Here is a 24,056-nt window from a genome sequence, read left to right as displayed (position 1 = left end):
CGCATATTTTTGCCCCGCAAAACAATTCCTTATTTAAAATAAGTCTTAATTAACGTTATGTACAAACTATTCTCAGCTATCGCTCTTTTCAGTTGTCTAATTCTATCAGGACAACAAAACCCAATGACTACTGACTCCTCTACCATTAAGTTGAATGAGGTTGTTTTGTCTGCCAAAGTAATTTTTGGAAGCAAATTTGCCGCCAAGAACAGGACAGGTTCCTCATATTACCTTTCTCCTGAAGAAATCAAAAAGTTCAATTATACCGATATCAACCGTACACTGCGTTCCGTTCCCGGGGTCAATATCTACGAGGAAGATGGCTTTGGGCTAAGACCCAATATCAGTTTAAGAGGCACATCCCCAGAAAGAAGTTCCAAGATTACCTTAATGGAGGACGGTGTCCTTATTGCCCCTGCGCCATACAGCGCACCATCGGCCTATTATTTTCCGACCATAGCCCGCATGCAGGCAGTGGAAATATTGAAAGGAAGTAGCCAAGTCCAGTTCGGGCCATACACAACGGGCGGTGCCATCAATATGGTGTCAACAGAAGTGCCCGACAACTTCGGTATCTTTTTAAACAGTAGTTACGGAAGTTTTCAAAGTGGTCGTATTCACACCCAACTTGGGGATAGCCGCAAAAACTTCGGATACGCCGTGGAATACCTCAATTACAATTCCAACGGATTCAAAAACCTTGAAAATGGGGACAACACCGGTTTTGATAAGAATGACCTCGTCGCCAAATTTAAAGTCAACACCAATCCCGAGGCCGCTTTGGGGCAGGAATTCGAGGTTAAGTTCCAGTATTCTGATGAAACCTCCAACGAAACCTACCTAGGGCTTACCCAAGAGGATTTTAATGCAGACCCCTTCCGTAGGTATGCAGGTTCTCAAAACGACCAAATGAACACCGAGCATTTTCAGGTCATGGGAACACATGCCTTAAAGTTCAACGATCAATTCAGAATCACCACCATTGGCTATTACAATGATTTTAGCAGAAATTGGTATAAGGTCGACTTCGTTACCGTTGATGGAGAACGCGAAGGAATTGGAAACATATTCAGCGACCCTACCACGTTTAATGCTTACATTGATTTGGTAACAGGAGCTACCGACAGTGATGGTGACGATTTCCTAAATGCACGCAACAACAACAGGGATTATTTATCAACGGGGGTACAGACCAAATTGGACTACCACTGGAGCGGTGAGAACACCTATCACGACCTAGAAATAGGACTGCGTTACCATTATGATGAAGAGGACCGTTTTCAATGGATAGATGATTATGCCATGGTGAACGGAAACATGCTATTGATAAACGAAGGTATCCCTGGAACAAATGCCAACCGCATTAGCAGTGCAAAGGCCTTTGCCTCTTATGCGATGTACAAGTTAAAGATCAACCAATTGACCTTGACCCCCGGCTTTCGCTATGAGAACATGACTTTGGAAAGGTTGGACTATGGCACAAATGATGTAGATCGGATAGGCACAGATACTTCGGAGCGAAAGAACAAAGTGGATGTGTTTATCCCTGGAATAGGGTTCAACTATAATTTCAATGCGTTTTCTATTTTCGGAGGGGTTCACAAAGGGTTTTCGCCCCCCAGCAACCAACCTGGGGAAAATCCGGAAGAGAGTGTCAACTACGAACTGGGAAGCCGCTTCTCGTTCGCTGGGATTTCCGGGGAGTTTGTTGGTTTTTACAACGATTACAGCAACCTATTGGGCAGCGATCTTGCTGCAACCGGGGGAACCGGCTCTTTAGATCAGTTCAATGCTGGTGAAGTGCGCGTGCAAGGCATAGAATTATTGCTCAACTATAACTTTTTGGAAAACAACCAAAACCTTCAATTGCCCTTTACTTTTGGTTACACCTTGACCGACACGGAATTTTTGAGCAGTTTTGGAAGTGGCAATGATATCTGGGGCGAAGTTAATTCAGGCGATGAGATGCCCTACATCGCCAAGCATCAGTTCAACGCCTCCCTATCCTTGGAGCATCAAAATTTTGAAGTAAACCTCAGCGGTAGATATAACGGAGCATTTAGGACCATGGCCGGGAGCGGTCCCATCCCCGCCAATGAAAAAGTGGACTCCAACTTTATCGTAGATCTAGGGGGCCGATACAGATTCAACAAGCATGTAGCGCTAACAACCAATATAATCAACTTGTTGGACCAAAAATATGCTGTCGCCAGGGTACCTGCCGGATTGCGACCTGGACATCCATTTGGCATCTATGCTGGAGTTGAGCTTCGCTACTGATCTTTGATTTGAAAGAAATTCCAAAAAGGCACGCTTCGGGGTGCCTTTTTTAATGGTACACCGAAAACAATTCGGTAGCCTTATTGTACGCTGCTTCAAAAACCATCCAGTTTACTCCGGTTTCCGCTTTTGTCGTGGTGAAGTAGGAAAGCATTTTCTCCGTGGGCATGTTCCCGGTAAGCTCATCCTTGGCCATGGGGCATCCGCCAAATCCTTGTACGGCCCCATCAAAACGCCTGCATCCTGCCTTGTAGGCGGCATCCACTTTTTCATGCCATTTGGTGGGCGTTGTATGTAGGTGGGCCCCGAATTCAATGTCTGGATATTTTGGGATGAGATTGGAAAACAAATAGTCGATAACTTCTGGTGTAGAAGTTCCAATGGTATCGGAGAGCGATAAAATCTTGGTGCCCATAGCCGCCAATTTTTCGGTCCACTCCCCTACTATTTCCACATCCCAAGGGTCTCCATATGGATTGCCGAACCCCATGGAGATATACGTGACCACTTCTTTATTGTGCTTGTTGGCCAATTCCAAAATTCCTTCCAAAGTTTCCACAGATTGGGCAATGGTCTTGTGCGTATTCCGCATTTGAAAGTTCTCGGAAATGGAAAAAGGAAATCCCAAATAATCGATGGCCTTGTGTTGACAAGCGTCTTCAGCCCCCCGAATATTGGCCACAATCGCCAGAAGTTTACTCTTGGTCTTGGAAAGGTCCAACAGATTCAAAACTGCTGCGGTGTCCTGCATTTGCGGAATGGCCTTGGGCGAGACAAAACTGCCAAAATCAATGGTATCAAAACCACAACCCAAAAGGGATTGAATGTACCTTGCCTTTTCCGCTGTGGGAATAAAGGTCTTTATGCCTTGCATGGCATCCCGTGGACATTCTATGAGTTTTATCTTTGACATAGGCCGACCGTAAAATTACCATTATTTATCCGATGGCAATAGATAAAATCATGCCCAGACCTGGAGTGATAAGGTTTATGATTTACGTTCCAATAGGGCTTTGTTGATTTTTTTGATGAGACCGGGCCCCTCATAAATAAAACCGGTGTACAGTTGGACCAAATCCGCTCCTGCTTCCAATTTCTCCAAAGCATCTTCAGCCGTGTGGATGCCTCCAACCCCGATAATGGGAAATGCCTTGTTGCTTTTTTCCGCCAAAAACCGAATGACCTCCGTGCTTCTTTGCGCCAAAGGTTTGCCACTTAAACCTCCTTTTTCCTCCGTAATAAAAAGTGGGGTCTTTAGATTGGTTCTGGAAATGGTGGTATTGGTTGCAATGACCCCATCAATTTCGGTTTCCTGCACAATACCAATGATGTCCATGAGTTGTGCATCGGTAAGATCCGGGGCAATTTTCAACAATATGGGTTTTTCCTTTCGCTTTAGTTTTTTGGCCTGCTTACTATTCTGACGCTTCAATTTTTTGAGCAAGTTGGTCAATGGTTTCTTGTCTTGGAGTTCCCGAAGTCCCGGTGTGTTGGGCGAACTCACGTTCACCACAAAATAGTCAACGTATTCAAAAAGGGCCTCAAAACAAATAAGATAGTCCTTGATGGCATCGGCGTTGGGTGTGGCCTTGTTTTTTCCAATGTTTCCCCCAACAATTACCCGGTGGTCCTTCTTCAACTGTTCCACAGCTTCAAAAACACCTTTATTGTTGAACCCCATTCGGTTGATGATGGCCTTGTCCTCACGCAATCGGAACAATCGCTTTTTGGGGTTTCCCGGTTGTGGTTTGGGCGTTAAAGTCCCTATTTCAACAAAACCAAAACCAAAATTGGAAAACTCGTTGTACAATCTGGCATCCTTATCAAAACCGGCGGCAAGACCCACCGGATTCTTGAATTTTATTCCAAAAACTTCCCGTTCCAAACTGGGGTCCTCCACTTCAAATGCCTTTCTGAACAAAGGGCCAAATCCCAGCTTTGAAAGTATCCCAATGGCCCAAAAAGAAAAATGATGTGCCGCTTCCGCATCTAGCAAAAAGAGGATTGGACGAATGAGAATTTTATACATTCAACAGATTTTGGACAAAAATAAAAACTCTTAAAACAGTTTGGTGGAAAAGATTCATTTTTCGTCAACCGACCTGTTTATGTGGATAGGACGCAGGGTAAGTGTATTACACAACTCCAAATAGAACTCATATTGCTTTGGATTAAAAATGGACAGCAATCTTTTGTCCATCATCCGCACGTTTTGCTTCATGCTATCTATAATTGCCCTGTATTCCGTTGAAACTTTCAGGAGAACTTCAGGGGAACTTTCTTCATGCTGTTTTAAAAGATATTCAGCCTGGTTCTGTAAAATCCCATTCCTAATTTTGAGTTCGGCACTCCAATTTCTCAGGTTTTCCAATTGTTCTTCGTTGAGTTGAAAAACCTCGGCGATGGTATCATCATCCTTTCCTCCAACTCCAAGCATACAATCCTGCTGGGCAAAAACAGAAAAACTCAACATCAAAAAAAGACTAAAAAAAGCTGCTTTCAATGGGTATGGGGTTTAAAAAAACAATGAAAGATAGTGGTAAAAGTGTTTTCTTGATCAAATTCACGATTGAATAAGCATTATTTTTGATGAAACGCATACACACAATATGGAGCAATTACTACCCCGATTTCTTGATTATGTAACCACCGACACCCAGAGCGACCCGTATTCCAAAACCACCCCCAGTACGGAAAAACAATGGGACCTTGCCAAAAAATTGGTGATGGAACTGCACCAGATCGGCATGCAGGAAGTATCCATTGATGAAAATGCCTACATCATGGCCACCTTGCCCAGCAATACGGACAAAAAGGTGCCCACGATCGGTTTTATTTCCCATATGGATACGTCCCCAGATTTCAGTGGAAGAAATGTGAAGCCCCAGATTGTAAAAAATTATGACGGCAAGGACATTGTGCTCAACAAAACCAAAAACATTGTGCTCTCCCCTGATTATTTTGAGGACTTGCTCCAATATGAGGGCCAGACCTTGATCACTACGGATGGGAATACCTTATTGGGTGCCGATGATAAGGCGGGGGTTGCCGAAATTGTCACGGCCATGGAATATTTGGTGCAACACCCCGAAATAAAACATGGTAAAATTCGGATTGCCTTTACCCCGGATGAGGAAATTGGCAGGGGTGCCCACAAGTTTGATGTAAAAAAGTTTGGAGCCGACTGGGCCTACACCATGGATGGCAGCCAAGTGGGGGAACTGGAGTTTGAGAATTTCAATGCGGCCAAGGCCAAAATTACCATTACCGGAAAGAGCGTACACCCCGGATATGCGAAAAACAAAATGGTAAATGCCATCGGGATTGCCAATGAGTTTCTAAGCCTGATGCCGCCCCGGGAAGTCCCGGAGCATACTTCGGGCATGGAAGGCTTTTTCCATGTGCACAAAATTAAGGGTGAAATTGAAAAAACAGAAATAGAGCTCATCATCCGCGACCATGATGCCATTCAATTTCAGGCCCGAAAAGAAATGCTGGAAGACATCACCGAAAAACTCATCAAAAAATATGGGGATTACGTAACCCTTCACATTGAAGATCAGTACAAAAACATGCGCGAAAAAGTGGAACCTGTATTCCACATTGTTGAAATTGCCGAAGAGGCCATGAAACGACTCGGGATAGAACCCATCATCAAGCCCATTCGTGGGGGAACGGATGGTTCCCAATTGAGTTTTATGGGACTGCCCTGCCCCAACATTTTTGCCGGGGGACACAATTTTCATGGAAAATATGAATATATTCCCTTGGAAAGTATGGAAAAGGCCGTAAAGGTCATTGTTAAAATCTGCGAACTCACAGCCTCACAAATTAAATAGGATGGAGAAACAGGAAAAACTAGAGAACTACTATCAAAAAGAACACACGTTTAAGGAGAGCATTGCACACCTCAGGGAAATTGCCCTAAAAACCGAGGCCGAAGAGGATTTTAAATGGGGTATTCCCGTGTACACCCTAAATGGCAAAAATGTATTTGGGATTTGTACGTTCAAACAGCATTTTGCGATTTGGTTTTTTAATGGGATGTTTTTGAAGGACCCAAAAAAGGTGCTGGAAAATGCGCAAGAAGGCAAAACCAAGGGCATGCGACACTGGAAGTTCCAAAGTTTGGATGAGGTGGAGGCCAAAACCGTTTTGGCTTATATGAACGAGGCTTTGGACAACCAAAAAAAGGGGCTGGAAGTGAAGGCTGAAAAAACCACGAAAGTTGCCATTCCCGAACTCCTGCAATCCAAATTGGCAATGAACGCTACACTACAAGCTGCTTTTGAAAAGTTTACGCCCTACAAACAAAAAGAATTCTGCGAATACATTGCTGAGGCCAAACAGGAAGCCACCAAACTGCGACGATTGGAAAAAATATTGCCCATGATCGAGAAAGGGGTTGGGTTGAATGATGGGTATCGGTAAGTTCTTGACTCTCCATCATCTATGGCAGTGTCCCATCAATTGTATCTGGATTCTTTAGCCGAAAAACGCTAACTTCACTCCTGTCTGCCGATAGACAGGTACCGGTTGATATAATTCATTAAAAACGAATCATTTCTTTAAACGTTGGCATGCATTAAAACTTTGAGAATGAAAAAAATCATTTTTCTAACAATTTTCTTACAATTATTTTCTTGTAAAGACACACAGGATAGATTGAACCTTACTCAAGGAGTATACATATCGAACATAACCATTATTTCTTCTGAAGATGGAAACTACAGCCCATATATAGGTCATTTGGTAATAGAAAAAGATAAAATCGTTTACATTGATAAAAACGAGCCAAGTGTTAGCGGGAAATTTGAAAAAATTGACGGAACAGGAAAATTCGTAATTCCGGGATTAATTGATAGCCATGTTCATATCACAGAAGTACAAGGAATGCTTCCCCATCATATGGAAAAATATCCTGAATTGACAGAAGAATTTAATAAACAGATGCCCCGAAGCTATCTGTACCATGGCTTTACAACTTTGATCAACCTGGGAGGCATATCAGAGGAACAGATTACTTCTTTTAATGCACAACCCATAAAACCGGATTTATTTCATACTGGCAGGTCTGGAGCATCAGTTGCAAATGGCTATCCTATGAATTTTGCTCCTGAGCAATTCCGATTCGAGGGAACTCCAAATTTCATATATCTGGAAAGTGAGGCTGACAATATCCCGGATAAATTTGAACCGGCGGACCATACTCCAAAAGCTGTTGTAAGTCGTATAAAAAATTCAGGGGGCATTGCCGTCAAATCATATTATGAATCTGGTTTTAGAGGTATGCCAAAATTACCCGTGCCCACAAAAAGTATTATGAACGATTTGTTAAGTGAAACCCATTCCAATGGACTTGTTCTTACCGTTCATGGTAATTCGCTTGAAGCCCACTCATTCTTGGCCGATGTTGGTGTAGATGTTATCGCCCACGGTTTATGGAACTGGGGGAAATACAAAGATGTACCAAAAGATTCATTGCCCACAGAGATAAGGAACGTCTTGGACTTGCAGATTCAAAAACAAATTGGTTATACACCCACTTTGACTGTTATAGCTGGGGAAGAAGCTTTAGCGGATGATACGTATCTTAGCAGCCCTGAACTAAACAAAATTGTGCCAAAAAAATTGCTGAATTGGTATAAGACAGAGGAAGGACAATGGTTTGCCAATGACCTTTTTGGGGACTATTCGGCTGAGGAAATCCATACAATTTATGGCAACATTCAAGCTCATGCAAAACTCGCTTTAAAATACCTAGCGAACAATGGAGGGTTAATTCTATTTGGTACGGACACTCCTTCAGCACCAACATATGGAAACCAACCTGGCCATAATGGATTTTGGGAATTAAAATTAATGAATGAAGCAGGAGTTCCGTTAAACCAAATTCTTGCCTCAGCAACAATTAACAACGCAAAGGCATTTAAATTGGACTCCGATGTAGGTTCAATAAAAGTTGGAAAAAAAGCAAATTTGATATTGATGACAAAGAATCCTCTTAAAGAAATAGAGGCCTACAACACTATTGAAAATATAGTACTAGGAGGTGAAGTATTAATTAGAGAAAATTTATCTGTAAAATAATAACAACATGCCAACTCCGTATAAAAATAATGCGTAGCTTATTACAAAACCGCACTATTCTTATACAATACCGAAAAGTGTAATTCCAAAACAACGCACCATTTTAAACTCAAAACTGCTTATCCAACCTGTGGCAACTCCCACCCATTATGGTAGGCTTTTGCTAAATGTGCATTGGCTTCGGTGTTCGTAAACTGTCCTTGGTAAGCATCCCAAAATAAGCGTTCCCCGGTTTTATAGGCAATGTTGCCCATGTGGCTTACCACGGCGGCATCGTACCCCACTTTTATGGGCGCATTGAGAATGGTCTTGTCCCGTGATTTAACCGCATCCAAAAAGTTGGTGGTATGCAAATCCAACCCATTCGCATCAACTTGCTGTAGGGGAACCGGCTCAATTTTGGGGCCATTGTCCTGGCTCCAATGCGGGCGGTCATTTTCCGGAATCACTTCCCATCCGCCGCGGTCCAATACCAAAGTACCGTTGTTCCCGATAAAGGCAATGCCGTGGTTTCGGCCATAGTTCCCCCCATCAATTCCGGTGGCGTGTTCCCACAATAGGGAAAAACCATCAAATTCGTAAACGGTTTGTAAGGTATCCGGGGTTTCTGCGGCATCATTAGGATAGGCAAATTTTCCGCCCATGGCCATTACGGACTTCGGCGTGGAGGCTTTCATGCCATACAGCGCATAATCGATAAGGTGCACGCCCCAATCGGTCATCAATCCGCCAGCATAGTCCCAGAACCATCTAAAATCAAAATGGAAGCGGTTTTTGTTGAAAGGGCGGTCTGGAGCCGGGCCCAACCACATTTTATAATCCACCCCTGCAGGGACGGGACTATCGGGAACTGGGGGAATAGATTTCATCCACCCTTGATAGGCCCACGTTTTAGCCAAACGAATTTGTCCCAACTTTCCGGAATGCACATAATTGATGGCATCCACAAAATGGGGCTGACTACGCTGCCATTGCCCGATTTGTACCATACGGTCACTGGTATTTACCTTGCCCAACATCACATCACACTCCGCAATGGAATTGGCAATGGGTTTTTCGCAATAGACATCCTTTCCGGCATCAATGGCGTCCACCAGCAACAAACAATGCCAATGGTCAGGAGTGCCAATAATGGCGATATCAATATCCTTGTCCTCCAACAATTTTCTGTAATCCGAATACCATTTGGGCTTCTTGATGCCTGCTTTTTCCAAATCGGCGGTTCGTTGTTGGAGCACATTTTCATCCACATCGCAAAGAGCGACTACCTCAACTTCACTGTTTTTGAGCATGGAAGACAAATCTGAAAATCCCATTCCTTTGCAGCCAATAAGTCCCACTTGGATTTTGTCGTTGGGACTGACATTTTTTCGAATGGAGGCCAATAGTTCCATGGGAAAAACCAGGGAAGCTCCCATTCCAGCCATCAAAAAGGATCCTTTTTTCACAAATTGTCTTCGAGTGCCCATATCTTTTTTAAATTTTGGATAAGATACAAAAAAAACGTCCCTCGCATTTCAATTTACGAGAGACGTCATCTTTAGAAAAATGATAAATCTATTTACTTTACTTTTTATCGGAAGGTGCGTTCAACTTTTTGCTCATTTCCATGGAAATGGCAGAACGGTCAAACTTTAAACGGCCGGCCATGGTTTCGATGACGCAGGAAAAATCGTTGTCGTTCAATTCCACAATTTTTCCGTGCAATCCGCTTTTGGTGATGATCTTATCACCTTTTTTTAATTCCGAAGTAAATTTTTTCTCATCCTTCTGACGCTTCATTTGCGGGCGAATCATAAAAAAATACGCCACGGCAAAAATCAATATCAGAGGTAAAAACTGTCCTATGTTTTCCATTCAGGTTATTATAAATCTATTTAACAGGACCAGCTGGAGCCGCCCCCGCAGGGTTGACAAAAGCCTTTATCCTTAACATTTCTGTTCCTTTTTCGGTATTGGCGGTAACGGTGATGGTCTTGGTCACCTGGTTTTGTCCAGAACCGTTGAACTTCACCAACAACTCACCAGATTCTCCGGGAGCGATGGGGGTGTTCTTTGGATATTCAGGAACGGTACATCCACAGCTACTTTTGGCATCGGTGATGATCAAAGGGGCATCTCCGGTATTGGTAAATTTAAAGGAAGTCTCTTGGGGAGTTCCTTGTGCAATCGTTCCAAAATCATGCTCTGCCTTTTCAAAGGACATCACCGGAATCTTCTTTTGTGCTTCGTCCCTACTGGTAGCACTTTCAACGTTGTCAGCAACTATTTTTTTCGATGCTTTATCCTTGCAGGAAACACTTACCAAAGCAACTGCCAGGACCAAACTTAAAATTGTTGTTATTCTTTTCATGATAAAAATTTGTTTTTCCAAAATTAAACAAATATTGTTTACTGTAGCCCTCTTCCAATTTTTTGCAGTCTTCCGTTGGATTTATACTCCTTGGCCAACTTGTCCAAAACCCCATTTATAAAGATACTGCTCTTGGGCGTGGAGTATTCCTTGGCTATCTCCAAATACTCATTTAAGGTTACTTTTTCTGGGATGGAGGGGAAATTGAGCAATTCACAAATGGCCATTTTCAATATGATGGAATCAATCTCGGCAATACGGTCATTGTCCCAATTGGGCGTCTTCCCTTCTATCTCTTGTTCCCATTTGGCATCGTTGAGCAGGGTCTTGGTCAGCAGTTCATTGGCGTAGTCCATATCCTGTTGATCCTTGAGCAAAGCGGGAAGAAAAAACTTTTCATTGGAGTTTTCACTGGCCTTGCGCAAACGCTTCATCAAATAGGTGTTGACAATGGGAATATCGTCTACCCAAGTGAGTTTATCCTCCTCAAAATACTCATAAATCTTGTCATTGGGAGCTATGATGTTCTTGAAAAGTTGCAGAACCACATCACGATCATCCTCGTAGTCGTTCTTGCCGTTGGTCATGTATTGTTTGTAAATATCGCTGCCAACCACCTCTTTGTAAATGATCTTTACATACTCTTCATTCAAGTACCAATTGTTCAGCTTTCTTTTGGACAAGGCAGCCTTCAAGGATTCATTGTTGGCAATTTGCAACAGCAATCTGTTCTTTACAAATTTTTCGGGGTCGGGATAGGTGTCCTCTTCGGTGGCCACATACTTTTTTGAAGCACGGTTCACATGTCTGTTGGCCATTTGGTGCAGTTCGGCCAAAAGGCTCAAAACGAGCAAATAGAGCACATACATGTTCTCTATACTCACTTTTAGGAACTTCTCCTGTTTTTCCAAAGAATCGTCCTTGGATTGGATCAATGCGTAGATGCATTGCATCACTTTTACTCTGATATGCCTTCGGGTAAGCATTTTTAAAGAACTTTTAAAGTCATTGATTGGCTTTCACCCCGCAAAAGTAATCTTATATTTCAATCTTACCTACCAAAGTTGTTTTCTTATCAGTTTTATAACATTTACTTTGTGGTCAATGGCATATATTTGCTGGATTGTCATTAAAAAATGACGCTCAAAAACCATCTTTCCCTTTTATGAAGGAACTAAAACACCTAAATAAATACTTCAAAAAATACTGGTTTAAGCTGTTTTTGGGGATCTTGATCACCATTATTGCCCGTATTTTTTCCTTGATCATGCCTTCGTATGTGAACAAATCCATACAGGTTGTTGAGGATTTTATGTCAAACGTCATCACCCTGACGGACGCCAAAGGGATGTTGCTCCAATATATTCTGATCATTGTCGGAGCCGCTATCCTTTCCGGACTTTTCACCTTTTTAATGCGGCAGACCATCATCAATGTCTCCCGCTACATAGAATACGATCTAAAAAACGAGGTCTTTGACCATTACCAATTGCTCAGCCTCAATTTTTACAAAAAAAACAGGATCGGTGACCTCATGAACCGAATCAGTGAAGATATTAACCAAGTGCGGCTGTATGCGGGGCCCGCCATTATGTATGGCATACAGACACTCACCCTTTTTGCTTGTTTAATCCCGTTGATGTTCATTAAGGCCCCTACCCTAGCTGCCTACACGCTGCTTCCCTTGCCTGTTTTATCGGTTTTGATCTATCAGATCAGTAAAATTATCCACAAGAGAAGTACCAAGGTCCAAGAGTTTTTATCCACCCTGTCCACCTTTACCCAAGAATCTTTTTCGGGGGTGGCCGTGATCAAAGCCTATAGCCTTGAGCCCAAAATCAATTCAGAATTAAAAGATTTGGCCCAAGAGGGAAAAGATACCAGCATGGCACTGGCCAAAGTAAATGCCTGGTTTTTTCCATTGATGATTCTCCTTATTGGAATCAGTAACATTTTTGTGATCTATATTGGAGGAAGACAATACATCAACGGTCAAATTGAGTCCATTGGGATCATTGCCGAGTTTATCCTCTACGTGAACATGCTTACCTGGCCCGTTGCCATTGTGGGATGGCTCACCTCCATCATTCAAAGGGCCGAAGCTTCCCAAAAACGCATCAATGAATTTTTAAAGGAGGAGCCTTCCATCAAAAATGAAGTGGCGCAAGAAACCCCCATCCATGGGGATATTGAGTTTAAAAACGTCACCTTTACGTATGAGGATACCAATATTACCGCCCTCAACAATGTTTCCTTTACCATTAAAGCCGGGGAAACCGTTGCCTTTTTGGGGAAAACCGGATCCGGTAAATCCACTATCCTGGATTTGGTGGCAAGACTATACGATGTAAGCTCGGGTGAAATATTGATTGATGGCGTACCCCTTCAAAAATTGAACCTGAACAGTTTACGGAGTTCCATTGGGGCCGTACCCCAGGATGCCTTCCTTTTTTCGGATACCATAGAGAACAATATCCGGTTTGGGAACGAAAATGCCTCCCATGATGAGATTGTTGAGGTGGCCAAAAAGGCGGTGGTCCACAAAAACATTCAAGGTTTTGCCAAAAAGTACAATACCATTTTGGGCGAACGGGGCATTACGCTGAGTGGCGGTCAAAAGCAGCGGGTTTCCATTGCCCGTGCGCTGCTCAAAGACCCAAAAATCTATCTTTTTGATGACTGTCTGTCCGCAGTGGATACAGAAACCGAAGAAGAAATTTTGAACAACCTAAAACGGGAATCCCAAGACAGGACCACCTTGATCGTAAGCCATAGGGTCTCTTCGGCCAAAAACGCAGATAAGATCATTGTATTGGAAAATGGGACCATACTCCAAGAGGGCACCCATGAGGAATTGAACAACGTTGATGGGTACTATAAAGAACTCTATCTCAACCAGCTCTCTGGGAAAGAATGATAAAAAAGTTGCTGGATTAGCTTTTTTTTTCCATTTTTGGGAGAACATACAACCAAAGTTTAAAACACTAGACCAAATGGGCGAGAAAGATATAATGGATCAGGAAGAGATTTATTCGAAAGTCTTACGAGCAGGAAGAAGAACTTATTTTTTTGACGTAAGAAGCACCAAGGCCGGTGATTACTACCTTACCATCACAGAAAGCAAGAAGTTTACCCACGATGATGGCTCCTTTCACTACAAAAAGCACAAAATCTATCTTTACAAGGAAGATTTCTCAGCTTTTAGGGAAATTATGGAAGAAATGATGGACTACATCATTGACGAAAAAGGCCATGAAGTAATCTCGGAACGGCACCAAAAGGATTTCAAAAAAGAAGAAAATGACGGCATCAGTGAGAATGGAACCGCATCTGGCAGTTTCACCGATGTTGATTTTGATGACATTTAGGTAATATTACCTTAAAAAATAGTGTAAAACGACCTGCGCTCTGCAGGTCGTTTTTTATTTTTATACCTACTAACTAACTCAATCTTCATCTCATGAAAAAACGCAGCCTTCTATTCGTTGCCCTATTGGTTGGTCTCAGCCTTACAGCACAACAAGTAACATTGGAGTATTATTTACCGGATGGTGTCCCTTATGACCCAAACATTCCAAAACCCGCGGATGTCATTGGACATGAGGTTGGTGAATGGCATGTTACCCATGACAAGCTGGTGTCCTACATGTACCAACTTGCTGAATCCAGTGATCGGATCACCATTGAAAACAGGGGAACCACCTTTGAAGGCCGTCCCATACTTCTACTTACGGTAACCACGCCAAAAAACCATCAAAATATTGAGACCATTCGGCAACAGCATATTGCGCTTTCCGAAGGAAGCCCAGATATGAACACTTCGGAAATGCCCGTTATTGTGTACCAAGGGTTTTCCATCCATGGAAATGAACCCAGTGGTGCCAATGCCGGACTGGCCTATGCCTATTATCTGGCCGCGGCCCAAGGTCCAAAAATTGAGTCCATGCTGGACAATATGGTCATTCTTATGGATCCCAGTTTTAATCCAGATGGTTTGCAGCGCTTCGCGTATTGGGCCAATGTGAATAGAAGTCAAAACCTGAACCCAGATAACAACGAACGTGAATACCACGAGGTTTGGCCCGGCGGACGAACCAACCACTACTGGTTTGACCTTAACCGCGACTGGTTACCTGCACAATTGCCGGCCAGTAGGGCCCGTGTTGAAACCTTCCATAAATGGTTGCCCAACATTTTAACGGACCATCATGAAATGGGTACCAATTCCACTTTCTTTTTTCAACCTGGAGAACCCAAACGGGTACATCCACTGACGCCCAAAATCAACCAAGAGCTCACCCAAGAGATTGGCACCTATCATGTGAAGGCCTTGGACAAAATTGGGTCATTGTATTTTTCGGAAGAAAATTATGATGACTATTATTATGGTAAGGGTTCCACCTTTCCAGATGTGAATGGAAGCATTGGAATTTTGTTTGAGCAGGCCAGTTCACGGGGGCATGTCCAAGAAAGTGATAACGGACTGTTGACTTTTCCCTTTACCATACGAAATCAGTTTACCACTGCTTTGTCCACCATTGAGGCGGCCCAAAACATGCGGACAAAACTGTTGGAGTATCAAAAAAACTATTACGCAGACTTACGCAGTGAAGGTTCACGGAGCAAAACCAAGGCCCTAATTTTTGGGGATAGCAAGGATGCTTCCAAAACTTGGCACTTGGCCGAAATTCTAAAACGACATAAAATAAAGTTCCACGAATTGGCTTCGGATGCCACGATTGGTGGAAAGAGTTATAAAAAAGGATATAGCTATGTGGTGCCGATGGACCAGAAAAACCCAAGGCTCATCAATGCCATGTTTGAGAAGCGGACCACTTTTGCCGACAGTCTGTTTTATGACATATCCGCTTGGACCTTTCCGTTGGCCTTTAATGTGGATTACGCAGAGCTCTCCTCCCTGTCCAATGCCGGACCGGAAGTTGTGGATTTTCAACGCCCAACAGGTGGAGTGGACCGAAAGAGCAACTATGCCTATGTTTTTGAATGGCACGAATACTACACCCCTAAAGTGTTGAATGCCATTTTGGAAAAAGGCCTTCGCGCCAAAACCGCAAGGACCCCATTTACCTTGGAAGGCACTCGGTATGACTATGGCAGTATCATGGTGCCCGTACAGAACCAAAAATTGGATTCCGATGAGCTGTACACCTTTTTAAATGGTATTGCGCAAGAAAGTGGCGTAACCCTCCATGGGGCATCCACCGGGCATACCGAAGGAATTGATTTGGGAAGTGGTGATTTTGAAGCCCTTAAAAAACAAAAAGTGGCCATTTTGGTGGGCGACGGCACCCGCTCCTACGACGCCGGGGAAATTTGGCATCTGTTCGATACCCGCTATGACATAAAGATCACCAAAATCGACACCAAGTATTTCAACAGTGTGGACCTGGATTCCTATACGGCTTTGCTACTGCCCGGTACGGGTTGGGGCGGCGGTACCATGCTCGATAAAAAAGGGGCTGAAAAAATCAAGGAATGGGTCAAGAATGGTGGTACGGTTATCGGGTACAGGACTACGGCCAATTGGTTCAAAAACCATGAGTTCATGGATCTAAAAATGCGAAATGATACCTTGATCGCCAAAAATATCGCCTTTGACCAAAAAGAGGATTTTCAAGGGGCCCAAGTGACCGGAGGTGCCATTTTTGAAGCCGACTTGGACAGGTCACATCCCATCAACTACGGCTATAAAAATGACAAATTGGCCCTTTTCCGAAACACCAATATTTATTTGGAACCTGAAAAAAATAGCTACGACAATCCCATTCAGTATACCAATGATCCGTTGCTGAGTGGCTATATTTCCGAAGAAAATGCGGAACTCATCAAAAACAGTGTACCCTTTAAGGTGCAACGGTTGGGCAAAGGAAGGGTGATTCTCTTTACCGATAACACCAACTTCAGGGCATTTTGGTACGGCACCAATAAACTGCTGATGAACGCTATTTTCTTTGGGCAGATGATGTAAGGGATGCATCCCGACATCCACTAATTTTGTAACGAATATAATAATCAAAAAAAAAGAACTATGGCCAGAACCCCAAGCAACATGCTTCCCCTGGGCACCAAGGCCCCGGATTTTGAACTATTGGACACCGTATCCGACGAAACCCTCTCACTACAAAAGATAAAGGGTGAAAAAGGAACGGTAGTTCTATTTATATGCAACCACTGCCCTTTTGTGATCCATGTGAATCCAGAGATTTCCAAATTGGGCAAGGAATACCAGGCCAAGGGCATCAACTTTGTGGCCATTTCCAGTAACGATGTGGAAAACTATCCGCAGGATGCCCCGCACTTGATGAAGGAAAAGGCCCAAGAAATGGACTACACCTTTCCATATTTGTACGATGAAACCCAAGAAGTGGCCAAGGCCTACGATGCCGCCTGCACGCCTGACTTTTATCTTTTTGATGGGGACTCAAAATTGGTCTACCGCGGTCAGTTGGACGATTCCAGACCCGGAAATGGACTGCCCCTCACGGGATCAGACCTTAGAAATGCCATGGATGCCCTTTTGGAAGGAAAGATCATTGACCCCAATCAAAAACCGAGTATTGGGTGCAACATCAAATGGATTGGGAACTAATGTAATACTAGGGCTATGAAAATAAGTCCAAAAGAAGCGCTGGGGAAACTTTCGGAAGTGGATTCCCCATTTTTGACCCTTTTTGGGCACGGTTCACTGTCGGTTGAAATCTATCAGCCCAAAAAAGTGGACCTGCAACAACCGCATTCCCGTGACGAAATCTATGTGGTGGTTTCAGGAAGCGGTGAATTTTTGAACGGCGGAAAACGCACTACTTTTTCCCAAGGTGATTTTCTGTTCGTTCCCGCGGGAGTGGAACATCGGTTTGAAAACTTTACGGACGATTTTGCTACTTGGGTGTTTTTCTACGGACCGGAAGGAGGTGAAAACAGCTGATGGAAAACCATATAATTTTGGAGCCGGTCAATGCCAAAACAATTGATGCCTACATCGACATCGGAAAAAAATCATATCAAGAACATTACCTGCATTTATGGGAAAATGAAGACCCGACACCTTATATCGCCAAGAGTTTTACCGCTGAAGTGGTCAATAGGGAATTGGCCGACCCCAATATGGAAAACCTATTGATAAAAATGGGAAAAACGCCGGTTGGCGTAGCCAAACTGGTGAAAGATTGTGACCTCGATGAGTTTTCTGCCGAAGAGGCACTTCTGGTGGAAAAAATCTATCTGCTCAAGGAACATACCGGCAAGGGGCATGGAAAAAAAGTGCTGCGACTCATTGAAGACCATGCCATTGGTTTGAAGAAGAAAGTGATTTGGCTAGATACCATGCAAAAAGGAGGTCCCATACATTTTTATCAGAAAAATGGCTTCAAAATCAAAAGGGAAAGTGAGCTCGGCTTAGCTGGAGCGATTCCTTCGGAAAAGGCCATGTGGATTTTGACCAAGCAGCTCTAGATCACCAACCTTCGCGTTGTATCAGATTTTCAATATGGGCAAAATGATGGCTTCCGTGCCAAGCGTATCGCCCCACATTTACTGCCAATGTGGTTTCAGTATTTCCTTCGGGATGGGTGAATTTACGCTGTAATTCTTTCCTGGAGAGCCCCCGCAACAGATAAACCAACTTGGCATGCACCACTTTTAAATGATCCAATGAGAGTTGAACAGGAGCTGTTTTGGCATCAAAAAGTGTAGCCCACCCTTCTTGATCATAGGGTTTTATGAGTGGGTTATCCTCCGTCAGGGCCCATTTGAACCGGATATAGCTGTGGTGATGGCTATCCGCAACGTGGTGCACCAATTGGCGCACCGTCCACCCACCGGGTCGGTAAGGGGTTTCCAGTTGTTTTGCAGAAAGTGGACGTACCATGGTCTCCAACCGTTGGGGCAATTTTTCCAAAACGGCGATCCATTCTTCCAACTGTTGGTCGGTGATTGTCTCCGGGATTTTGAAATGTCCTATGGGATATTTTAGTTGTACCAAAGTTTCTTTTTCCATGTTTTAAAGGTAATGAACTTCATGCTAAAATATGTTGAATCTTACAACCGAATCCCTAAAAAGGTATGTAATTTTAATACACTTTTAACTGTGTTAAAATTAAGGGGTTGATTTATCCACTAACTTTGTAGAGTACTAATTTATAATCCAAAAAAACAATACATATGGCTACACTTAGATTGGGTGATACCGCCCCGGATTTTACAGCGGTAACCTCAGAAGGAACACTGAATTTTTATGACTATTTGGGCGATGGATGGGGCATTCTGTTCTCCCACCCAGCCGATTTTACACCAGTTTGCACCACGGAACTGGGTACTGCGGCCAAATTCAAGGATGAATTTGACAAGCGAAATGTGAAAATGATGGCTTTGAGCGTGGATGGTGCCGAATCGCACAAGGAATGGATCAAGGACATCAACGAGACGCAGGCTACCAATGTCAACTTTCCCATTATTGCGGATGAGGACAGAAAGGTATCCGATCTTTATGACATGATCCATCCCAATGCGGATGATACGCTTACGGTTCGTTCGGTATTCATTGTTGGACCGGACAAAAAGGTAAAGCTGATCTTGACCTATCCTGCTTCCACCGGGCGTAATTTTTATGAACTATTGCGTGTTGTGGACTCCCTGCAATTGACGGCCAACCACAAAGTGGCCACACCTGCCAATTGGAAACATGGGGAAAAAGTGGTGGTAAGTCCGGCCATACCCACTGATGAGGCCAAGAAAATCTTTGTCAAGGGTGTTGAGGAGGTAAAACCGTATTTACGTTTGACCCCAGACCCAACGGCATAATTTTTTTTAAGAAAAAAGTAGAAAAATCCTAATTCCCAATAAATTAAGTGTAACTTTGCCCATTATTTAATTATTTTAATTTTTATTATGAGTAAAGGAACAGTAAAATTCTTCAACGATTCTAAGGGCTACGGCTTTATCACTGAAGAAGGTTCGCAAGCAGATCACTTTGTACACGTTTCAGGTTTAATCGATGAAATCAGGGAAGGTGATGCCGTAGAATTTGAACTACAGCAAGGTAAAAAAGGATTGAACGCCGTAAATGTACAAGTTATAGATTAAGGTTACAGTATACTTTTTTATAGATCAGGCCCGGGCATTGCCCGGGTTTTTTGTTTGTAATTTTTTTTAAAGGAGACGCAACCTCTTCTTTTTTTTATATCTATTTACAAAACAACCGTTCCCCATAACCATTAAATAACCGAAGCATGAACACATTCTTTGGAGTCCTTCTACTTCTTTTGGTCATTAACATATTGTTGCTCATTTTAAGCGTAAACGGTTCCAAAAAGAGCTTTTTGGGTGGTTTTTTTGGGAAAAATTGAGACCATCGCGTTAGGTTAGGGGCAATATGGTAGGGTATTTCTTCGTTGAAGTGTTATCAACAAAAAGACCTATACCCAATGAATACCTTTTTTAGCGTTTTACTGTTTTTGCTTGCCATTAATCTTTGCCTTCTTTTGGTAAGTGTGAATCGTACCAAATAAAAAGAGGCTGAATTCTAAAAAGTAGATATTCGTTAACCTGTCCCGATAGCCATCGGGATTGATTCAGGTTCCCATAGTGATTTGTGTATCAGCATGATGAGATTCTGAAATGCCTTGCCTGCCGGCAGGCAGGAATTCAGAATGACGCAATCCCATATTTTAGAAAGCCTCTTCTCTTTTTAAATCTAACCGATACTATTTCACATCCATCAATTCCACATCAAAAATTAAGGTGGCATTTGGCGGAATGACCCCTCCTGCCCCTGCACTGCCATAGGCCAAATGGGATGGAATCACAAATCTTGCCTTGTCCCCTACTTGCAGCAACCCAATGCCTTCGTCCCATCCGGGGATGACCTGCCCCACACCAATGGTAAAGTCAATGGGTTGGTTTCTTTTATAAGAGGAATCAAAAACCTGTCCGTTGGACAAACAGCCTTCATAGTGTACGGAAACGGTTTTCCCTTTTTTTGCTTTGGCCCCATTTCCTTTTTGGATGATTTTATAGCGCAATCCACTGTTGGTCTTTTCAAAACCGGCGGCGAGTTCCTCCATTTCGGCCTCTGCTTGGGCCTTGGCCTCGGCAATTCGCTTTTCGCGGGCGCCCTCAAACGTTCTGAAGGCTTCAATGGCGTTCCATTTTTCGGCTTCATCGCCTACACGTACAATCTCCAAACTTTCAATGGCATCGCCTTGGGCAATGGCATCCACCACTTCCTGGCCGTGTTCCACATACCCAAAAACAGTGTGTTTGTTGTCCAGCCAAGGTGTGGCCACGTGGGTGATAAAAAATTGGCTTCCGTTGGTTCCGGGTCCTGCATTGGCCATGGAGAGCACCCCTGGTCCCCCATGGGTAAGGTCTGGGTGGAACTCATCATCAAACTTATAGCCGGGATCTCCCGTTCCAGTTCCCAAAGGGCATCCTCCCTGGATCATAAAATCGGCAATGACCCTATGGAACCTGAGTCCATCGTAATAGGGTTTGCCTTGGGGTTTAATGGAGTTTTCCATATTGCCTTCGGCAAGTGCCACAAAGTTGCCCACGGTACCCGGGGTCTTGTCGTGCGTAAGTTTTACCAGAATTTCCCCTTTTGAGGTATTGAATTTGGCGTAGATTCCGTCTTGCATTTTTTTGATTGTTGGATTAATCGATTGCTCGATGTCTGGATTATTTTAAGGCTTCAAAGATACGGGTTTATGGCCAAGGGCAAAAGCTGGGACGGAACGTTTACAAATCATCCAAAGGGCTTCTTACTTTTCCGATTACATTATTGGAAACCTTGGTGTAGAGCAGTGTGGTGCTTATATTGTTATGTCCCAATAGTTTTTGAATAACCCGAATATCTGTTCCGTTGGGGAAAAATGCCTGCGGCCGCCCGGCCGGCACCGCAAGCGGCACCCCCTGTCCGAGCTATTTTCCCCCAACGGCCACGCAGTACACCGCTTATTCGCTATATTTATTCCACTGTTTAACCAAAAATGGCCCGCGCGCCGCAGCGGAAAAAAGTGCACTTTTCCCAACAAGCGGCTATAGCGAATCAGCGCCTAATGGCTCCAGTCAGCTTTTGCGGGCAAGCCCACAACGCTGCCCGCCATAGCCGCGTGGCCGTTAGCATACATATGAGCAAACTTTTAAAATTCTTCTTAATTATTTCGGCAATCTGCTTTTTGAACTGTGTGGGACTTAAAAGTGTAGATAAAATTGAACCTGTTTCACAAGAACAACTTAACGATTCCATAATCTCAATTGCTCGGATTTTACAAGGAGATTGGACTAACATTAATAAATCAAAAAGAGCGGACGGAAAACTAAAGTTACCAGAAATTGAAAAGTTGTCTATTGGAAACTGGGTGGAAATGGGGACGGAAAAACTAATCAACAAACTTGAAATACAAGGAGTTTCAGGTGAATGGACAGGAGATAAAAAATTATCAATGACTACTTATGAAATTGAAGCCAAAATCGAATATAAAAACCATGTCTATGGATTAACTATATGTTCTGATTCCATTCAGAATTTTTTGGGGCTAACTAAAATAAACAATAGTATTTTTATTCTTGATAATGGTCAAAAGTTCAGCCGTACAAAATAAATACGTATGCTAACAAAACCTAAACGTAATGCGGACTTTGGGTTATACCGAAAGGTCTGTGTATATTTATGATGTCGCTAAATCTTATGGATTTAGCTTTAGAGTAGAAAAAATAAAACTAAACAATAAGCTTTAGCTTAGTGCTAAGACGGAAACTAAAGGTTTCCTTACTACCGCACTACGCTTAGCTAAACCGTTGGGGAAAAATGCCTGCGGCCGCCCGGCCGGCACCGCAAGCGGCACCCCCTGTCCGAGCTATTTTCCCCCAACGGCCACGCAGTACACCGCTTATTCGCTATATTTATTCCACGTTTAACCAAAAATGGCCCGCGCGCCGCAGCGGAAAAAAGTGCACTTTTCCCAACAAGCGGCTATAGCGAATCAGCGCCTAATGGCTCCAGTCAGCTTTTGCGGGCAAGCCCACAACGCTGCCCGCCATAGCCGCGTGGCCGTTGGGCTTAATATGAATAAAACGACACAGACCATATTATTGACATTGGTTGTATCGATTGGAATCGGTGCAAGACTATCTATTTTGGGTTGGCTTTTCATTCTAGGAATAGGGAGTGCGTTGATTTTTGGAATAAGTCATTTAATAGTTCATTTCTATTCTATGAACTACTTGGCGAAAAGTGGGAACAAGAGTTTATTACTGATTATTTTATCCCATCTTTCATTTCTTGGAATCTTCTTGTTCCAATCTGACTTTGACGATTCAAGAAGTTATTCTGTTTTAGGTCACACTTTGGGTGTCAAAAGTGAAACCTTAGATAGCATTGGTTTTCCGATTGTTGGTGTTTCAATTATTTCTTTAATCGTTATTTCATTTCTCATTGTTAAAAAGGCAAAAAGGAACAAGACTTCGGGAAACAACGTGAAATATATCATTCCCTCAACCATTGCATCTTTGATACTGCCTATTATATTTATTAATGTCCTCTATGCAAATAAAGACCTTCAAAAAACTAAAGAATTGGAAACAACAGGAGAATTTAACTCAATCAGTAGAGCTTTAAGTAATCCTGAGTCAGTAGAGATAATTAAAATCAACCCATATCAGACTAGACTAACAAGTTTTCCATTGGAAATAATGGAATTACCAAACGTTAAGATAATTGACCTAAATGAACAGAGAATTTCAACAATTCCGGACGGCTTAAATAAATTGGAATATCTTGAAGTCCTTAATCTTTTGGATAATAACATATCAGAAATACCTGAATCAATTTGCGAGTGCAAAAACTTGAAAGAGCTTAGAGTTGGTGGACAAATAGAAGAATTTCCAGATTGCCTTAAAAAAATGAAGAACTTGAAACACCTTTCAATACAGAGCAATTCTGTAAATGAATTAATGGAAGAATTAAGAGATTTCGAATATTTGGAAACTTCTCATTTCTATTTAAAAGATGGAATATTAGACAAAGTAAAATTATCAGAAATTAGAAAAGTAACTGGAATAAAACATAAATACTAAGCCCAACAATGTATATACAAAATAGGCGAAATAGTAGTAAATTCAAGAGTTGCAGCCCGCTTCAATTTTGTAGCGGTTTGATAAGTTTGAAGCCCGCAATCGCCTACTTTGCATATACCAAACGTTGGGGAAAAATGCCTGCGGCCGCCCGGCCGGCACCGCAAGCGGCACCTCCTGTCCGAGCTATTTTCCCCCAACGGCCACGCAGTACACCGCTTATTCGCTATATTTATTCCAC

General features: G+C 43.0%; 24 protein-coding genes. 14 read left to right on the top strand and 10 right to left on the bottom strand.

Annotation, left to right across the window (positions count from 1 at the left end):
- The first annotated feature begins 57 nt into the window (after nucleotides 1–57).
- On the top strand, nucleotides 58–2,280 hold the full coding sequence (locus A7D14_RS18870; RefSeq protein ID WP_067037941.1) for a TonB-dependent receptor domain-containing protein: 2,223 nt from the start codon (nucleotides 58–60) through the stop codon (nucleotides 2,278–2,280).
- Between the two features lie 49 nt (nucleotides 2,281–2,329).
- On the opposite strand, the gene A7D14_RS18865 is transcribed toward A7D14_RS18870, so the two are convergent.
- The 3 genes from A7D14_RS18865 to A7D14_RS18855 all read right to left on the bottom strand — a co-directional run bounded on the left by A7D14_RS18865 (nucleotide 2,330) and on the right by A7D14_RS18855 (nucleotide 4,783).
- Nucleotides 2,330–3,193 carry a hydroxymethylglutaryl-CoA lyase gene (locus tag A7D14_RS18865; protein WP_067037939.1) on the bottom strand — a complete coding sequence of 288 codons (864 nt, stop codon included), beginning with the start codon at nucleotides 3,191–3,193 and terminating at the stop codon, nucleotides 2,330–2,332.
- Nucleotides 3,194–3,268: 75 nt separating this feature from the next.
- Nucleotides 3,269–4,309: a quinone-dependent dihydroorotate dehydrogenase gene (locus A7D14_RS18860; protein ID WP_067037937.1), complete on the bottom strand. Its 1,041-nt coding sequence runs from the start codon at nucleotides 4,307–4,309 to the stop codon at nucleotides 3,269–3,271.
- 54 nt (nucleotides 4,310–4,363) lie between these two features.
- Nucleotides 4,364–4,783: a hypothetical protein gene (locus A7D14_RS18855; RefSeq protein WP_141673446.1), complete on the bottom strand. Its 420-nt coding sequence runs from the start codon at nucleotides 4,781–4,783 to the stop codon at nucleotides 4,364–4,366.
- Between the two features lie 106 nt (nucleotides 4,784–4,889).
- Between A7D14_RS18855 and pepT the strand changes: the two genes are divergently transcribed.
- From pepT to A7D14_RS18840, 3 genes are all read left to right on the top strand, one after another.
- Nucleotides 4,890–6,119 (top strand): peptidase T, encoded by a 1,230-nt coding sequence (gene pepT, locus A7D14_RS18850; RefSeq protein WP_067037933.1) that lies wholly within the window; start codon nucleotides 4,890–4,892, stop codon nucleotides 6,117–6,119.
- A 1-nt stretch (nucleotide 6,120) separates the two neighbouring features.
- Nucleotides 6,121–6,711, top strand: a complete 591-nt coding sequence (locus tag A7D14_RS18845) for a YdeI/OmpD-associated family protein (protein ID WP_067037931.1) — start codon at nucleotides 6,121–6,123, stop codon at nucleotides 6,709–6,711.
- Nucleotides 6,712–6,879: 168 nt separating this feature from the next.
- The gene (locus A7D14_RS18840) at nucleotides 6,880–8,370 is read left to right on the top strand and encodes an amidohydrolase family protein (protein WP_067037929.1); all 1,491 of its coding nucleotides are present in this window, start codon (nucleotides 6,880–6,882) and stop codon (nucleotides 8,368–8,370) included.
- 119 nt (nucleotides 8,371–8,489) lie between these two features.
- On the opposite strand, the gene A7D14_RS18835 is transcribed toward A7D14_RS18840, so the two are convergent.
- From A7D14_RS18835 to nusB, 4 genes are all read right to left on the bottom strand, one after another.
- On the bottom strand, nucleotides 8,490–9,839 hold the full coding sequence (locus A7D14_RS18835; protein WP_067037927.1) for a Gfo/Idh/MocA family protein: 1,350 nt from the start codon (nucleotides 9,837–9,839) through the stop codon (nucleotides 8,490–8,492).
- 97 nt (nucleotides 9,840–9,936) lie between these two features.
- The gene (gene yajC, locus A7D14_RS18830; protein ID WP_067037924.1) at nucleotides 9,937–10,227 is read right to left on the bottom strand and encodes a preprotein translocase subunit YajC; all 291 of its coding nucleotides are present in this window, start codon (nucleotides 10,225–10,227) and stop codon (nucleotides 9,937–9,939) included.
- A 16-nt stretch (nucleotides 10,228–10,243) separates the two neighbouring features.
- Nucleotides 10,244–10,723, bottom strand: coding sequence for a DUF1573 domain-containing protein (locus tag A7D14_RS18825; protein WP_067037945.1), 480 nt, complete (start codon nucleotides 10,721–10,723; stop codon nucleotides 10,244–10,246).
- Between the two features lie 38 nt (nucleotides 10,724–10,761).
- A complete protein-coding gene (gene nusB, locus A7D14_RS18820; protein ID WP_067037922.1) occupies nucleotides 10,762–11,709 on the bottom strand; it encodes a transcription antitermination factor NusB in 948 nt (315 codons plus the stop codon).
- Between the two features lie 179 nt (nucleotides 11,710–11,888).
- Here nusB and A7D14_RS18815 point away from each other — a divergent pair, with 179 nt between their 5' ends.
- From A7D14_RS18815 to A7D14_RS18790, 6 genes are all read left to right on the top strand, one after another.
- Complete coding sequence (locus A7D14_RS18815) at nucleotides 11,889–13,640, top strand: ABC transporter ATP-binding protein (protein ID WP_067037920.1); 1,752 nt, start codon at nucleotides 11,889–11,891, stop codon at nucleotides 13,638–13,640.
- A 76-nt stretch (nucleotides 13,641–13,716) separates the two neighbouring features.
- Complete coding sequence (locus A7D14_RS18810) at nucleotides 13,717–14,091, top strand: PUR family DNA/RNA-binding protein (RefSeq protein WP_067037943.1); 375 nt, start codon at nucleotides 13,717–13,719, stop codon at nucleotides 14,089–14,091.
- 92 nt (nucleotides 14,092–14,183) lie between these two features.
- The gene (locus A7D14_RS18805) at nucleotides 14,184–16,712 is read left to right on the top strand and encodes a M14 family metallopeptidase (RefSeq protein ID WP_067037918.1); all 2,529 of its coding nucleotides are present in this window, start codon (nucleotides 14,184–14,186) and stop codon (nucleotides 16,710–16,712) included.
- A gap of 60 nt (nucleotides 16,713–16,772) precedes the next feature.
- Nucleotides 16,773–17,333, top strand: coding sequence for a thioredoxin family protein (locus A7D14_RS18800; RefSeq protein WP_067037916.1), 561 nt, complete (start codon nucleotides 16,773–16,775; stop codon nucleotides 17,331–17,333).
- A gap of 15 nt (nucleotides 17,334–17,348) precedes the next feature.
- A complete protein-coding gene (locus A7D14_RS18795; RefSeq protein ID WP_067037914.1) occupies nucleotides 17,349–17,669 on the top strand; it encodes a cupin domain-containing protein in 321 nt (106 codons plus the stop codon).
- Entirely contained in the window at nucleotides 17,669–18,196 is a 528-nt protein-coding gene (locus tag A7D14_RS18790; protein ID WP_067037912.1) for a GNAT family N-acetyltransferase, read from the top strand. The genes A7D14_RS18795 and A7D14_RS18790 overlap by 1 nt, the downstream gene beginning before the upstream one ends.
- Nucleotide 18,197: 1 nt before the next feature.
- Here the strand turns inward: A7D14_RS18790 and A7D14_RS18785 are convergent, their stop codons facing one another.
- Nucleotides 18,198–18,740, bottom strand: coding sequence for a YfiT family bacillithiol transferase (locus A7D14_RS18785; protein WP_067037910.1), 543 nt, complete (start codon nucleotides 18,738–18,740; stop codon nucleotides 18,198–18,200).
- 164 nt (nucleotides 18,741–18,904) lie between these two features.
- Here A7D14_RS18785 and A7D14_RS18780 point away from each other — a divergent pair, with 164 nt between their 5' ends.
- Nucleotides 18,905–19,543, top strand: a complete 639-nt coding sequence (locus tag A7D14_RS18780) for a peroxiredoxin (protein ID WP_067037908.1) — start codon at nucleotides 18,905–18,907, stop codon at nucleotides 19,541–19,543.
- Nucleotides 19,544–19,630: 87 nt separating this feature from the next.
- Nucleotides 19,631–19,825, top strand: coding sequence for a cold-shock protein (locus A7D14_RS18775; RefSeq protein WP_067037906.1), 195 nt, complete (start codon nucleotides 19,631–19,633; stop codon nucleotides 19,823–19,825).
- 620 nt (nucleotides 19,826–20,445) lie between these two features.
- Here A7D14_RS18775 and A7D14_RS18770 read toward each other — a convergent pair.
- Both A7D14_RS18770 and A7D14_RS19770 read right to left on the bottom strand, forming a co-directional pair.
- Nucleotides 20,446–21,378, bottom strand: coding sequence for a peptidylprolyl isomerase (locus A7D14_RS18770; protein WP_067037904.1), 933 nt, complete (start codon nucleotides 21,376–21,378; stop codon nucleotides 20,446–20,448).
- Between the two features lie 100 nt (nucleotides 21,379–21,478).
- On the bottom strand, nucleotides 21,479–21,649 hold the full coding sequence (locus tag A7D14_RS19770) for a tyrosine-type recombinase/integrase (RefSeq protein ID WP_083158170.1): 171 nt from the start codon (nucleotides 21,647–21,649) through the stop codon (nucleotides 21,479–21,481).
- An 80-nt stretch (nucleotides 21,650–21,729) separates the two neighbouring features.
- Here A7D14_RS19770 and A7D14_RS18765 point away from each other — a divergent pair, with 80 nt between their 5' ends.
- Both A7D14_RS18765 and A7D14_RS18760 read left to right on the top strand, forming a co-directional pair.
- Nucleotides 21,730–22,344: a hypothetical protein gene (locus A7D14_RS18765; protein ID WP_067037902.1), complete on the top strand. Its 615-nt coding sequence runs from the start codon at nucleotides 21,730–21,732 to the stop codon at nucleotides 22,342–22,344.
- 322 nt (nucleotides 22,345–22,666) lie between these two features.
- Nucleotides 22,667–23,818 (top strand): leucine-rich repeat domain-containing protein, encoded by a 1,152-nt coding sequence (locus A7D14_RS18760; RefSeq protein WP_067037900.1) that lies wholly within the window; start codon nucleotides 22,667–22,669, stop codon nucleotides 23,816–23,818.
- Nucleotides 23,819–24,056 lie beyond the last annotated feature (238 nt).

The organism is Allomuricauda sp. CP2A, assembly GCF_001683915.1.
In the GTDB taxonomy this organism is placed as follows: Bacteria; Bacteroidota; Bacteroidia; order Flavobacteriales; family Flavobacteriaceae; genus Flagellimonas.
The sequence above is the reverse complement of the archived record's forward strand: the minus strand, read 5'-3'. Positions and strand labels throughout refer to the sequence as shown.